Genomic DNA, 12,388 nt, shown 5'->3' with positions numbered 1-12,388 from the left:
TCCTCATTGCGGGTGAAGCGGGGTGGCGTGGGGCGTAATGGCGTGGGGGCGTGGGGGCGTAATGGCGTGGTGAAAGGCGTGGCTGGCCGTCGGGCCCCGGCTCTGACATCATGAGCAAACGGAACGCCGTTCCGGAACGACGATACGGAACACTGTTCCGCTTTGGCAAGCGTGAGGGCGTAAGGGAGTGGCGCGGTGAACGACAGCGACGAGGGCGCCGGGCGCGCGGTCCCGTCCAAGCGCAAGGACGCCCGACGCAACAAGGAGACGCTGCTGGACGCGGCCGCCGCGGTCTTCGTCACGTCGGGCGTGGAAGCGCCGGTACGCGACATCGCGGCCAAGGCCGGCGTCGGGCTGGGCACGATCTACCGCCACTTCCCGACGCGAGCGGATCTCATCATCGCCGTCTACCGGCACCAGGTCGACGCCTGCGCCGAGGCCGGCCCGGCCCTACGGGCGACCAGCGAGACTCCTTACGCCGCGCTGGGGCAATGGATCAACCTCTTCGTCGATTTCCTGGTCACCAAGCACGGACTCGCCGCCGTGCTCCAGTCCGACACCGCCGGCTTCGACACGCTGCACGCCTACTTCCTCGACCGGCTCGTGCCCGTCTGCGCCGAGCTGCTCGAAGCCGCGGCCGCCGCCGGCGAGATCCGCTCCGACATCGAGGCGTACGAACTCATGCGCGGCGTCGGCAACCTCTGCATCGGCGCGGACAGCGATCCCCGCTACGACGCACGCCGGCTGGTCGAACTCCTCATCGCAGGACTACGCCGACCGCGGTGACCGGGCGGACAAGGCCGACCGCCCGCTGTGCGTCAGCCCATCGGGCGGTAGTGCCCCAGTACCGCCGCCAGTTGGCCGAGCCACTCCTGAAGGCTCCCGCCGCGCTTCGCGAGCACCACGCACTCGAACACCCTGCCGTCGACGTGCACCACCGCCACCATCAGCGCCTTGCCGTCGGGGCTCGGACGGTAGTGGGCGCTGCGGACGACGTGCCAGGGAAACTCCGCCGTCAGGCCGCGCATCTCGAAGAAGACGCCCTGCGCGTCCACCACCACCGAGTTGTGGCGGTCGGCTGCCAGGAAGTCCGGTCCAAAGGGTGCCTGGGGTGCCGGGGGTGTCCGGGCCGGATACGACGGGTGTGGCGCGTTCGGCACGTGCGGCGCGTACGCCGGTGGCGGCGGGCCGAAACCGGGCGGGCCCGCCGGCGGCGGCTGGTGGCCGTACCCGGGCTGACCGTACCCGGGCTGACCCTGCCCGGGCCCGCCGTATCCCGGCTGGTGCATGGTCGTCCCCTCGCGTCCCGTGTCGGTCGTACGTAAGCACGTACGACGATCAGTATCCAGGTCCGCCAAGTCCGTTGAAACATTTCCGGGGGTCCACCGCATCAATGAGGTGAGGGCGGAACGGAACGACACGGAAACCGGGAGACAGCATGAGACTGGGCCGCAGCGACGGATACCAGGAGTTCGCCGCCGCACGCGCCAGACACCTGTACCGGTCCGCCTGTCTGCTCACCGGCGGCGACACCCATCTCGCCGAGGACCTCGTCCAGGAGACCCTCGGCCGGGTGTACCTGCGCTGGGGCCGCATCTCCCGCGTCGACAACCCCGCCGGGTACGCCCAGACCGTCCTCACCCGTACCTTCCTCGCCCATCAGCGGCGCCACAGCAGCCGCAAGGAGCGCGCCACCGACGTGCTCCCCGACCTCCCCGAGCCGGACACGGCCGGCGACACGCCTCTGCGGCTCACCCTCGTCGAGGCGCTGCGACGGCTGTCCGCCAAGGACCGGGCCGTGGTCGTCCTGCGCTACTGGGAGGACCGCAGCATCGAGGAGACCGCCGCCGCGATGAACACCAGCTCGGCCGCCGTACGCACCCGCTGCGTCCGCGCCCTCGCCCGGCTGCGCACGCTCCTCGGCGACGCCCTCAATGAGTACGCGAGATCCTGATCCGCCCCGGCCCCGTCCCCGCCCCCACCTGACCACCACACATCCCGCAGAAACGGCGGTTCGTCATGCCCGTTGAAGAGCACGACCCCTTCGAGGACCGGTTCGCCGCGGCCCTGCGTCACGCCGGCGGCGCCTTCGAGACCGACCAGCAGTCCACCATGGTGGCCCGTGGCGAGACCCGCGGCCGACGGCTCCGGCTGTGGCGCCGGGCCGCCGCCGTCGCGGGTGGCGTGACCGGGATCGCGCTCGTGGGCCTGGGCGGGGCACTGGTCCTGCCCGGCACCCACGGGGACGCCGAACAACAGCGGTCCGCTGCCGCCAATCCGCTGCCGACGGCCTCACCCACCCCCACCACCACCCACCGGGCGTCGCCCGTGACCGGTGACGAGGTCATTCGCACCCTCAAGTCGCTCCTTCCCAAGGGCAAGTTCAGCAACGAGACGGGGCGCGGTACCGGCGAGAAGCCGGCGGCGCCGTACGCCCAGGTCGTCTACGACGACGGCAACGGCAAGGCCGCCGTGTCCCTCTCCGTCGCCCGCGTACAGCCCGGCAGCGAGGAAGCCCGCGAGGCCATCAGGTGCCCGGACAAGGTGTACATCGCGTACGACGCCTGTACCACCTCCACGCTGCCCGACGGCTCCAAGGTGATGGTGATGAAGGGATACGAGTATCCGAACCAGCGCAGCGGCACGAAGCGGTGGGTCGCCGATCTCATCACGCCGACGGGGCAGCACATCAGCGCACAGGAGTGGAACGCGGCCGCCGAGAAGGATGCGCCCGTCAGCCGGGAGCAGCCTCCCCTCTCCCCCGCCCAGTTGACGGCGCTCATCAGCGCGCGTGAGTGGCGTGCCGTCGCCGACGCCGTCCCCGCCCCTCCCATGGACACCGAGCCGAGCCCGACGCAGCTGTTCCCCGGCGGTTCGGTGTCCTCGACGCTCACCTCGCTCCTGCCCAAGGGGGTCAAGGTCGTCGACAGGAGCGGCGCGGGCGACAGCGGTTTCGGGTACGTCGTCGTCGACGACGGCAAGGGCAGGAGCCTGGTGCAGGTCAACGTCCAGCCCAACATGTCGGATGTCGAGGGCGATCTCTTCGGGGCCGGCACCAAGACCCTTCCCGACGGCACCAAGGTCGCCACCCACCAGGAACCGAGCGAGAAGGGCGGCGCGGGGGCCGTCATGTGGACCGTCGACACCATTCGTACCGACGGCCGCCGCGTGGTGATCAGCGCCCTGAACGCCGGCGCTCCGCACGACGACGCGACCCGCGAGACGCCCGCGCTCACGATGAAGCAGATGGAGGCCATCGCCACCAGCGCGAAGTGGCTCCCGGCCGGTTGATCCGCACCCGCGAGGCTCGGTTGATCCGCGCCCGCGAGGAACGGGCCCCGGGGGGCTGGGCGCACCCCCGGGGCCCGGACTGTGGTTCCGGGGGTGGACGCGCCTGCACCCGGAACTCGTGGGGTCACGGGGCCAGGTGCGGCAACGCTTGATGACCAGTTCGCCGCCCGGCAACTCCACCGTGTCGCCGGGCGGGCGTGAACTGCGTCATTTTTTCGGCTGGTTCACGCCTTCGGCTCTTTGAGCGCTCTTGACCTGCTCATGCCATTTCCGCACCATGAGCGCCACACCCGCATCAAGGGTCTGCCGACGGGAGCCTCCCGCCGACAGGCCCGGCACGTACGTCGCACGAACGAACCGTCCCCCGCTCCACCCCACATCCGGCAACCCCGGAACACCTGGAGAACAAGGAGACTTCATGCGACTTCGCATGCGCGGATCAGGAGCCCGCAGCGGCAGACGCACCGCGGCCCTCGCCGCCCTGCTGGCCCTCGCCCTCGCGGCGCCCGTCTCGGCGACCACCAGCGCCACGGCGACCTCCGGGAAGAAGGCGGCGCCCTCGGCCGACGACATCCGCCAGTACGAGATCCACCAGAGCACGACCCCCGTGACCCGTACGGCGATTCAGCAGGCCGGGGTGACGGTCGACGAGGCGGACGAGGAGACGGTCGTCGTCTCCGGCCGCGCCGACCAGGTCAAGAAGCTGCGGACGCTCGGCTACGACGTCACACCGCTCGGCGCGGCCCCGGACCGCTCAGGCAGCTCCGGTGACATACGGCTCTACGACTTCCCCTCGGCGGACTCGAAGTACCACAACTACGCCGAGATGAACGCGGAGATCGACCAGCGCCTCGCGGCCTACCCGAGCATCATGAGCAAGCAGGTGATCGGCAAGTCGTACCAGGGCCGGGACATCGTCGCCATCAAGGTCAGCGACAATGTGGCGACCGACGAGAGCGAGCCCGAGGTTCTCTTCACCTTCCACCAGCACGCGCGCGAGCACCTGACCGTGGAGATGGCGCTGTACCTGCTGCGCGAGCTGGGCGCGGGCTACGGCAGCGACTCCCGGATCACCAACATCGTCAACAGCCGTGAGATCTGGATCGTGCCGGACCTCAACCCGGACGGCGGCGAGTACGACATCGCGACCGGCTCGTACCGCTCGTGGCGCAAGAACCGCCAGCCCAACTCCGGTTCGTCGTACGTCGGCACGGACCTGAACCGCAACTGGAACTACAAGTGGGGCTGCTGCGGCGGCTCGTCGGGCTCCACGTCCTCGGAGACGTACCGCGGGGCGGCCGCCGAGTCGGCGCCCGAGGTGAAGGTGGTCTCCGACTTCGTGCGCAGCCGGGTGGTCGGCGGCAAGCAGCAGATCAAGGCGGGCATCGACTTCCACACCTACAGCGAACTCGTGCTGTGGCCCTTCGGCTACACGTACTCCGACACCGCGACCGGTATGACGGCGGACGACGCCGCCGCCTTCAAGGCCGTCGGGCAGAAGATGGCCGCCAGCAACGGCTACACGCCCGAGCAGTCGAGCGACCTGTACATCACGGACGGTTCGATCGACGACTACCTCTGGGGTGTGCACAAGATCTTCGACTACACCTTCGAGATGTATCCGACGTCGAGCTCCGGGGGCGGCTTCTACCCGCCCGACGAGGTCATCGAGCGGGAGACGTCGCGGAACCGGGACGCGGTGCTGCAACTGCTGGAGAACGCCGACTGTATGTACCGGTCCATCGGCAAGGAGGCCCAGTACTGCGGCTGACGGCGTGGGTCAGTCGTCGGCCTTCACCAGGACGGAGGGTTCTTCCTCCTCGTCCTCGAAGTAGGCGTCCAGGACCTCGTCCAGCTGCGCCTCCCACTCCTTGAAGCGGCTCCTGGCCGTCGCCTCGATCTCGATCGGGTACCAACGGCGGTCAGGAGTATGCACCGTGACGGTGAACCGCTTCCCGAAGCGTGAGGTCTCGGTCTCGACGGCGCCGATCTCGTCCCAGCGGAACTCGCACTCCTGGTCGTCCAGGTGCAGACGTACTCCGCGGTGATCGGCGACGAATCTGGCCCGGCGGTCGGAGGCCTCGAAGACAGGGCCGTCGGGGGCGGACTCCTCCTCGGACCCCTCCTCGGACTCCCCCTTGGGCTCCTCGGCAGGCTTCTCGTCGGAGGCCGTTCCGTCGGAGGCGGCCTCCTGCTTCACGTCCTCGGCCTCGCGGTCCTCCGGCTTGGCGTCCTCCGGATCGACCTCCTTCGGTTCGCCGGACACGGGTGAGGTGAGCCCGGGGATGAAGGCCGGGTCGATCCCGGCACCGTCCAGGGGCTGGCTGCTCGAACCAATGCGCTGCTCCACAGCGGGCAGTATGGTCGAAGATCCTGTGCCGGACACAGCCGGCCCCTGCATCGTTATACGAATCTTCGCCGGACGAAGGCACTTTCTTCGCCGGACGAAGTCGCTCTGACGGCGTACGGAGTGCGGGAGTGGTGGGCGAGTCGGCGCCGCGTCAGCCGAGGACGGCCAGCGCGTCGATCTCGATGAGGAGGCCGGCCGGGAGACCCACGTAGACGGTGGTCCGGGCGGCGGGCGGCTGGGTGAGGCCCTGCTCCTCGAAGTAACTGTTGTAGATCTCGTTCATCTCGGCGAAGTGGTCCACGTCGGTCAGGTAGACGCGGATCATCATCACGTCGTCCCAGCCGGCGCCGCCCTCCTCCAGGATGGCCTTGACGTTGGCGAGGGTCTGGAGTGTCTGCGCGCGCAGGGTCGGGCCCGCGGGCGTGGGCGGCCTGCCCTCCTCGGCCGGCAGGAAGCCGACCTGGCCCGCGACCTGGAGGATGTTGCCCTTCTTCACGCCGTGCGAGAACTTGGCGGGCGGTGTGGTGTGGGTCTTCGGGGTCAGGGCGATCTTGTCCGTCATACGGTGTCCTTGTCAGTGTCCTTGGCGGTCATACGGCGTACTTGTGGGTCATACGGCGTACTTGCCCGTCATACGGTGTCCTTCGCCGGGGTGTTGCCGGAGTACTCCCGGGTGATGGCGTCCGCGGTACGCCGCACCAGCGGGAGCAGGGTGAGGAGTTCCTCGGCGGTGACGACGACGTTGGGCGCGGAGACGGACATGGCCGCGACGACCCGGCCGTCGGCGCCGCGGACGGGGGCGGCGACGCAGTTGATGGACTCCTCGTGGCCCCCGAGGTCGGTGGCCCAGCCCTGGCCGCGCACGGTCGCCAGCTCCTTGAGGAAGGCCGCGGCGTTCGGTGTCGAACGGGCCGTGTACAGGGGATAGTCGAGCTTCTCCGCGACGGCGCGGCGCTCGGCCTCGGGCAGATCGGCGAGGAGGAGCTTGGCGACGGCTGCGACGGTGATGGCCACCGGCTTCCCGATCCGGGAGTACATCCGTACGGGGTAACGGCTCTCCACCTTGTCGATGTAGAGGACCTCGTTCTCCTCGTAGACGGCGAGGTGGACGGTGTGTCCGCACTCCTCGTTGAGGCGAACGAGGTGCGGGTGGGCGATCTCGCGGACGTCGAGATTCTCGACGGCCTCCTGGGCGAGCGCGAAGAGACGGGCGCCGAGGCGGTAGCGCTGGTCGGACTGGCGGTAGACCAGTCCGTGCTCGTGCAGGGTGCGCAGGAGGCGGAGCGCGGTGGACTTGTGCACGCCGAGCCGGTCGGCGACCTGCCCGAGATCGGCGGGCCCCTCGGCGAGCAGCGGCAGGATGCTCAGCGCCCGGTCGACGGTCTGGCTCATGGCGTACGTACCTCCTCGTCGGCCCGCGCGTCGGCTGTCGTCCAGCCGGGGCCGAGTCGAAGTGTCCCCCACCCGGCGTCGTCGAGTGCGGCCAGCCGGTCGGCGTGGTCGCGGGCGGGAGGGGTGGCGAGGTCGCCGGGAACGGTGAGCGCGGCGGCGGCCATGAGGTGGCCGTGGCGCAGCCGGTCGCGGACGGGCAGCCCGCGCAGGGTGGCGGAGAGGAAGCCGGCGGCGAAGGCGTCCCCGGCGCCGACGGCGGCGACGACATCGACCTTCAAGGCCCGTACGACGGTGGCGGTGCCCGTGGCGTCCTCGCACAGGAAGCCGTCGGTGTCGCTGTCGAAGGCGGTCGCTCCGCCCCTGCCCTGCTTGACGACCACGATCTCCGGCTCGGGCAGCGCGTCCCGGATCGCGCGGGCGCCGTGCAGCCCCCAGGCCTGGCGGGCCTCGTCGTCCCCGACGAACACGATGTCGGCGCCGCGCGCCAGTTCCAGCAGCACCCGGGGCCCGTCGGCGTCGCGCCACAGGCCGGGGCGGTGGTTGATGTCGAAGGAGACGAGGGGACGCCCGGCCCGGGGCGCGGTCAGCTCCCGCAGGAGGTCGAGACAGTCGCCCGACAGCGCCGCCGTGATCCCGGACAGGTGCAGGACCCGGCCGGCCCGTACCGCGTCCAGGTCCAGGTTCTCCACCGTCATCGCCGAGGCCGCCGACCCCGCCCGGTAGTACGCCACCTCGTGGGCGTCGGTCGCCCGGTCCCCCGCCGTACGGAAGTAGATCCCGGTCGGGCGCGCCGGATCACGACGTACGGAGGCGACGTCGACGCCGTACGCCCCGATCGCCTCGACCAGGTGGTCGCCGAAGCCGTCCGCCCCGACCCGGCTGACCCATCGCGTGGAGTGGCCCGCGGCGGCGAGCACGCAGGCCACATTGGACTCGGCGCCGCCGATGGCCCGATCGAAGGAGGGCACGTCGGCGAGGCGGCCCGGGCGGGAGGGCAGGAACGTGACCATGGACTCGCCCAGCGCGACGACGTCCACGACGTCCGGGGCGATGGCCAGGCCGGTGGTGGTCACGATGGTGGTGGCTCCTCGTAGGTCTGCGCGGGTCACGGCGGCTCCGTTGCCCCCGCGTTGGCCGGGATGTTAGACAGCTGCAAGCGATATATGCAACGGCTATTGCACATGTTGCAATAGCCATCTCCAGGAGGCCCCATGGACGCCGCTACCGCCGCAGAACGCCTCGCCGCCCTCATGGCGGAACGCGTCGACCACCGTTTCAAGGGCCTGCCGCCGGACGCCGAGGGCCTGACGCTCGCCGAGCTGACGGCCGAGCGCCGCAACCTCTTCACCGGCGGCTTCACCACCCCGGTCCTCGCGCTGTCCGCCGAACGTCTGGAGCACAACCTGACGCTCATGGAGACGTACGCGGCCCGGCACGGCCTCGCCTTCGCCCCGCACGGCAAGACCTCCATGGCCCCGCAGCTCTTCCAGCGGCAGATCGAGCACGGCGCCTGGGGCATCACGCTGGCGGCTCCCCACCAAGTACGGGTGGCCCGGGCCTTCGGCGTCCGGCGGATCTTCCTCGCCAACGAACTGGTCGACGCGGCGGCCTTGCGCTGGATCGCCGCCGAACAGGCCGCCGACCCTGACTTCCGCTTCATCTGCTACGTGGACTCCGTGCGCGGAGTGGAGCTGATGGACGCGGCCCTGCGGGGCAGGGGCACGAGCCGTCCGATGGAGGTCGTCGTCGAGCTGGGCGCGGGCGAGGGAGCCCGCACCGGGGTGCGCACGGAGGCGGACGCGCGGGCCGTCGCGGACGCGGTGGCCGTGGCGCCGACGCTGCGGCTGGTGGGCGTCGCGGGCTATGAGGCCCAGGTGCCCGGGGCCTCCCCGGAGCGGGTGCGGGGCTGGCTCGGCCGACTGGTGGGACTCGCGGCGGAGTTCGACAAGGCGGGGCGGTTCGCGGGTGCGGACGAGATCGTGGTGAGCGCGGGCGGGAGCGAGTGGTTCGACGCGGTCGCCGACGTCTTCGCGACCATCCCCGAACTCACCCTGCCCGCACTGAAGCTGCTGCGGTCCGGCGCGTACGTCTCGCACGACGACGTGCACTACAGCCGGCTGACCCCGTTCAACCGGGTGCCCGAGGAGGGCGCCCTGGAGCCCGCCTTCCGGCTGTGGGCGCAGGTCGTCTCCCGCCCCTCCCCCGACCAGGCCTTCGTCAACGCGGGCAAGCGGGACGCCGCCTACGACCTCGACCATCCCGTGGCCCACGTGGTACGCCGGGACGGCACCGAGCGCCCGGCGACCGGAATCGAGGTGACGGCCCTGTCCGACCAGCACCTGTGGCTGCACACCGCCCCTGAGGCGGACGTCGAGGTCGGCGACTGGATCGGCCTGGGCCTGTCCCACCCGTGCACGTCCTTCGACAAGTGGCAGCTGATCCCGGTGGCCGAGGCGGACGGCACGGTCGTCGACTACATCCGCACCTTCTTCTAGGAGGCCTGGCGTGGAAGAGCTCGTCATCCGGGACGCGGACGTCGTCGACGGCAGCGGGGAGCCCTCCTACCGCGCCGACGTGGTCGTCGACGGCGGCAGGATCGTCTCCATCGTCAAGGAGGCCGCGGCGGCCGGATGCCAACGCCCCACGGCGCGCCGCGAGCTGGACGCCGAGGGCCTCGCCCTCTCCCCCGGCTTCATCGACATGCACGCCCACAGCGACCTCGCCCTGCTGCGCGACCCGGACCACAGCGCCAAGGCCGCGCAGGGCGTGACACTCGAAGTCATCGGGCAGGACGGACTGTCGTACGCCCCGGTCGACGACCGCACGCTCGCCGAGGTGCGCCGCACGATCACCGGCTGGAACGGATACGGCGACGACATCGACTTCACCTGGCGGTCCGTGGGCGAGTACCTGGACCGCCTGGACCAGGGCATCGCGGTCAACGCCGCCTATCTGATCCCGCAGGGCACGGTCCGGATGCTGGCCGTCGGCTGGGAGGACCGGGAGGCGACGCCCGAGGAGCTGGACCGCATGCGGCGGCTGGTCGCGGAGGGGATGGAGCAGGGCGCGGTCGGCATGTCGTCCGGGCTCACCTACACGCCCGGCATGTACGCCAAGGACGCCGAACTCACCGAGCTGTGCCGGGTGGTGGCCGCGTACGGCGGTTACTACTGCCCGCACCACCGCTCGTACGGGGCGGGCGCCCTGGAGGCGTACGAGGAGATGGTGGCCCTGACGCGCGAGGCGGGCTGCCCGCTCCACCTCGCCCACGCCACCATGAACTTCGGTGTGAACAAGGGCCGCGCCCCCGAGCTGCTGTCCCTGCTCGACAAGGCGCTGGCGGCGGGCGCGGACATCACGCTCGACACCTACCCCTACACCCCGGGCTGTACGACGCTGACGGCGCTGCTGCCGAGCTGGGCGAGCGAGGGCGGCCCCGAGGAGACCCTCAGGCGGCTCGGCGACGACGCGTCGGCCGAGCGGATCCGGCACGAGATGGAGGTCGTGGGCGCCGACGGCTGTCACGGCGTACCCATCGAGTGGGACACGATCGAGATCTCGGGCGTGACCGATCAAGGCCTGGCGTCGTACGTCGGCAGGACCGTCCAGGAGTCGGCGGACCTGCGCGGCGAGGCCCCGTGGGTGACCGCCCGTCGCCTGCTGGTCGAGGACCGGCTGGGCTCGACGATCCTCCTGCACATCGGCCACGAGGACAACGTACGGGCGATCATGCGGCACCGCGTGCACACGGGGGGCTCCGACGGCATCCTCCAGGGCACGAAACCGCACCCGCGCGCGTACGGCACCTTCCCGCAGTATCTCGGCCGGTATGTACGGGAGTTGGGGGTGCTGTCCCTGGAGGAGTGCGTCGCCCACCTCACCTCCCGCCCGGCGGCCCGGCTGCGGCTGCCGGACCGCGGGCTGGTCCGTGAGGGCTACCGCGCCGACCTGGTCCTCTTCGACCCGGCCACGGTCGCAGCGGGCTCCACGTTCGAGCGGCCGCGCGCGCTCCCGACGGGCATCCCGTACGTCCTGGTCGACGGCCGTTTCGTGATCGAGGACGGGCGGCGGACCGACGTGCTCGCGGGGCGGGCGGTCCGCAGGACACCCGTGTGACCGCCCGCCCGGCAGGCCCTACGGCTTGGGCAGGACGCACCCGCTCGCGCTCAGGTTCAGCCTGTTGCCGGTCCCGAAGCACGCCGGGATCTGGTAGGTCTCCTCGGCGTAGTTGATGCCCTGACGAACGGTCACGTTGCCGCTCGTGTCGACCTCGCAGGGGTTGTTCTCGGTGCAGCGCTCGCCGTCCTCGTTGCCGGTGTTGTTGACGGCGACGACCTTGCCGGTGGTGTTGTCGATGACGGGCGACCCCGACGTACCGCCGATGGTGTTGCAGGCGGAGGTGTAGCGGGCCGAGTCCTTCCAGGTCCAGTCGCCCTCCTTCAGACGGTAGACGAATCCGTCGATGTTGCAGCTGTAGATCCGCTTCCAGTACCCGGAGACGACCTTGATGGCGGTGCCCGCGACCGGGTGAGTGTCGGCGACGGTGAGCGCGCTGATGCCGTACGAGCTCTTGATCTGCGCGTAGGTGCGGGTGAGCTGGTAGATCGTCACGTCCGTGTCGGTCATCGTGGAGTACGCGACCTTGGCGGCGCGCAGCGTGGCGACCCTGGTGCCCGAGGAGTTGAGCAGGCCGAAGGAGCGGCTGGAGGGCTGGTCGACGATGACCTCACCGGGCTCCGGGAAACCGGTCTCCAGGCAGTGGCCGTTGGTGAGTACGAGCGCCGGGTCGGTGTCCGCGGAGTTCGGGAAGCGGATGACGGAGCCGGAGCAGTTGCTGAGCGAGACGGTGCCGGCGAAGTCGACGGCCTGGATCGTCGCCGTCTTGGCGGCCGTGGTGGTCTTGGCGGCCGTCGCCGTCCCGGAAGCCGTGGCTGTCCCGGCAGCCGCGGCCGCGGGCTGGGGAGCCGCGACCGCCGGTGCCGCGCCGGCTCCGGCGATCACCAGAGCGAGGAGCGCGGCAGCGTAGGGCTTTCTCATGTGGGGGGTCCCCTCTTGATGAGGTTGCGATGACGTGGTGGCCGAAGGTCTTCCGGCCCTCACCTACTTTTGTCATGCGCATTGTGAGTGGAGGGGCGTGCGGGGACAAGGAGCTGTTTTCGGCCGCGTGACGGCGCATGGCCGGCCACGACGATGACGTCCGCTCCGGGGACCTCCGACTTTTCCCTTACGGGGATCCTGGGCCCGTCCGCGCCGAAGGCCCTTCGCGGCCCGCCCGTTTGGGACCTCGCCCGCCCGCTTGGGACCTCGCCCGCCTACCGGGACCCTGCTCGCCTACCGGGACCCTGCTCGCCTACC

12 protein-coding genes are annotated in these 12,388 nt (G+C 70.7%); 6 read left to right on the top strand and 6 right to left on the bottom strand.

Annotation, left to right across the window (positions count from 1 at the left end):
• Nucleotides 1-195 precede the first annotated feature (195 nt).
• Entirely contained in the window at nt 196-786 is a 591-nt protein-coding gene (locus tag Q2K21_RS05040; RefSeq protein ID WP_310765828.1) for a TetR/AcrR family transcriptional regulator, read from the top strand.
• A 32-nt stretch (nt 787-818) separates the two neighbouring features.
• On the opposite strand, the gene Q2K21_RS05035 is transcribed toward Q2K21_RS05040, so the two are convergent.
• Nucleotides 819-1,289 (bottom strand): hypothetical protein, encoded by a 471-nt coding sequence (locus tag Q2K21_RS05035; RefSeq protein WP_310765826.1) that lies wholly within the window; start codon nt 1,287-1,289, stop codon nt 819-821.
• A 149-nt stretch (nt 1,290-1,438) separates the two neighbouring features.
• Between Q2K21_RS05035 and Q2K21_RS05030 the strand changes: the two genes are divergently transcribed.
• The 3 genes from Q2K21_RS05030 to Q2K21_RS05020 all read left to right on the top strand — a co-directional run bounded on the left by Q2K21_RS05030 (nt 1,439) and on the right by Q2K21_RS05020 (nt 5,062).
• Entirely contained in the window at nt 1,439-1,954 is a 516-nt protein-coding gene (locus Q2K21_RS05030) for a SigE family RNA polymerase sigma factor (protein WP_310765824.1), read from the top strand.
• Nucleotides 1,955-2,019: 65 nt separating this feature from the next.
• Nucleotides 2,020-3,291, top strand: a complete 1,272-nt coding sequence (locus Q2K21_RS05025) for a hypothetical protein (RefSeq protein WP_310765823.1) — start codon at nt 2,020-2,022, stop codon at nt 3,289-3,291.
• Nucleotides 3,292-3,709: 418 nt separating this feature from the next.
• The gene (locus Q2K21_RS05020; protein WP_310765821.1) at nt 3,710-5,062 is read left to right on the top strand and encodes a M14 family metallopeptidase; all 1,353 of its coding nucleotides are present in this window, start codon (nt 3,710-3,712) and stop codon (nt 5,060-5,062) included.
• A 9-nt stretch (nt 5,063-5,071) separates the two neighbouring features.
• Here the strand turns inward: Q2K21_RS05020 and Q2K21_RS05015 are convergent, their stop codons facing one another.
• From Q2K21_RS05015 to Q2K21_RS05000, 4 genes are all read right to left on the bottom strand, one after another.
• Complete coding sequence (locus tag Q2K21_RS05015) at nt 5,072-5,641, bottom strand: hypothetical protein (RefSeq protein ID WP_310765819.1); 570 nt, start codon at nt 5,639-5,641, stop codon at nt 5,072-5,074.
• A 151-nt stretch (nt 5,642-5,792) separates the two neighbouring features.
• Nucleotides 5,793-6,203, bottom strand: a complete 411-nt coding sequence (locus Q2K21_RS05010) for a RidA family protein (protein ID WP_310765817.1) — start codon at nt 6,201-6,203, stop codon at nt 5,793-5,795.
• A 68-nt stretch (nt 6,204-6,271) separates the two neighbouring features.
• Nucleotides 6,272-7,033 carry an IclR family transcriptional regulator gene (locus tag Q2K21_RS05005; RefSeq protein WP_310765815.1) on the bottom strand — a complete coding sequence of 254 codons (762 nt, stop codon included), beginning with the start codon at nt 7,031-7,033 and terminating at the stop codon, nt 6,272-6,274.
• On the bottom strand, nt 7,030-8,106 hold the full coding sequence (locus Q2K21_RS05000; protein WP_310780633.1) for a sugar kinase: 1,077 nt from the start codon (nt 8,104-8,106) through the stop codon (nt 7,030-7,032). The genes Q2K21_RS05005 and Q2K21_RS05000 overlap by 4 nt, the downstream gene beginning before the upstream one ends.
• A gap of 138 nt (nt 8,107-8,244) precedes the next feature.
• On the opposite strand from Q2K21_RS05000, the gene Q2K21_RS04995 reads away from it, so the two are divergent.
• Together Q2K21_RS04995 and Q2K21_RS04990 are read left to right on the top strand one after the other, a co-directional pair.
• Nucleotides 8,245-9,528, top strand: coding sequence for an amino acid deaminase (locus Q2K21_RS04995; protein WP_310765813.1), 1,284 nt, complete (start codon nt 8,245-8,247; stop codon nt 9,526-9,528).
• Between the two features lie 10 nt (nt 9,529-9,538).
• Nucleotides 9,539-11,149, top strand: a complete 1,611-nt coding sequence (locus tag Q2K21_RS04990; protein WP_310765811.1) for an N-acyl-D-amino-acid deacylase family protein — start codon at nt 9,539-9,541, stop codon at nt 11,147-11,149.
• Between the two features lie 18 nt (nt 11,150-11,167).
• Here Q2K21_RS04990 and Q2K21_RS04985 read toward each other — a convergent pair whose 3' ends face one another.
• Nucleotides 11,168-12,070: a S1 family peptidase gene (locus Q2K21_RS04985; protein WP_310765808.1), complete on the bottom strand. Its 903-nt coding sequence runs from the start codon at nt 12,068-12,070 to the stop codon at nt 11,168-11,170.
• Nucleotides 12,071-12,388: the final 318 nt, after the last annotated feature.

The organism is Streptomyces sp. CGMCC 4.7035, assembly GCF_031583065.1.
Taxonomy (GTDB): domain Bacteria; phylum Actinomycetota; class Actinomycetes; order Streptomycetales; family Streptomycetaceae; genus Streptomyces; species Streptomyces yaanensis.
The sequence above is the reverse complement of the archived record's forward strand: the minus strand, read 5'-3'. Positions and strand labels throughout refer to the sequence as shown.

What these genes read in the sequence shown, in the direction of transcription:
- Q2K21_RS04985 (WP_310765808.1), bottom strand. Translation starts at nt 12,070, where the DNA reads ATGAGAAAGCCCTACGCTGCCGCGCTCCTCGCTCTGGTGATCGCCGGA.
- Q2K21_RS05030 (WP_310765824.1), top strand. Translation starts at nt 1,439, where the DNA reads ATGAGACTGGGCCGCAGCGACGGATACCAGGAGTTCGCCGCCGCACGC.
- Q2K21_RS05010 (WP_310765817.1), bottom strand. Translation starts at nt 6,203, where the DNA reads ATGACGGACAAGATCGCCCTGACCCCGAAGACCCACACCACACCGCCC.
- Q2K21_RS04995 (WP_310765813.1), top strand. Translation starts at nt 8,245, where the DNA reads ATGGACGCCGCTACCGCCGCAGAACGCCTCGCCGCCCTCATGGCGGAA.
- Q2K21_RS05025 (WP_310765823.1), top strand. Translation starts at nt 2,020, where the DNA reads ATGCCCGTTGAAGAGCACGACCCCTTCGAGGACCGGTTCGCCGCGGCC.
- Q2K21_RS05035 (WP_310765826.1), bottom strand. Translation starts at nt 1,289, where the DNA reads ATGCACCAGCCGGGATACGGCGGGCCCGGGCAGGGTCAGCCCGGGTAC.
- Q2K21_RS05020 (WP_310765821.1), top strand. Translation starts at nt 3,710, where the DNA reads ATGCGACTTCGCATGCGCGGATCAGGAGCCCGCAGCGGCAGACGCACC.
- Q2K21_RS05005 (WP_310765815.1), bottom strand. Translation starts at nt 7,033, where the DNA reads ATGAGCCAGACCGTCGACCGGGCGCTGAGCATCCTGCCGCTGCTCGCC.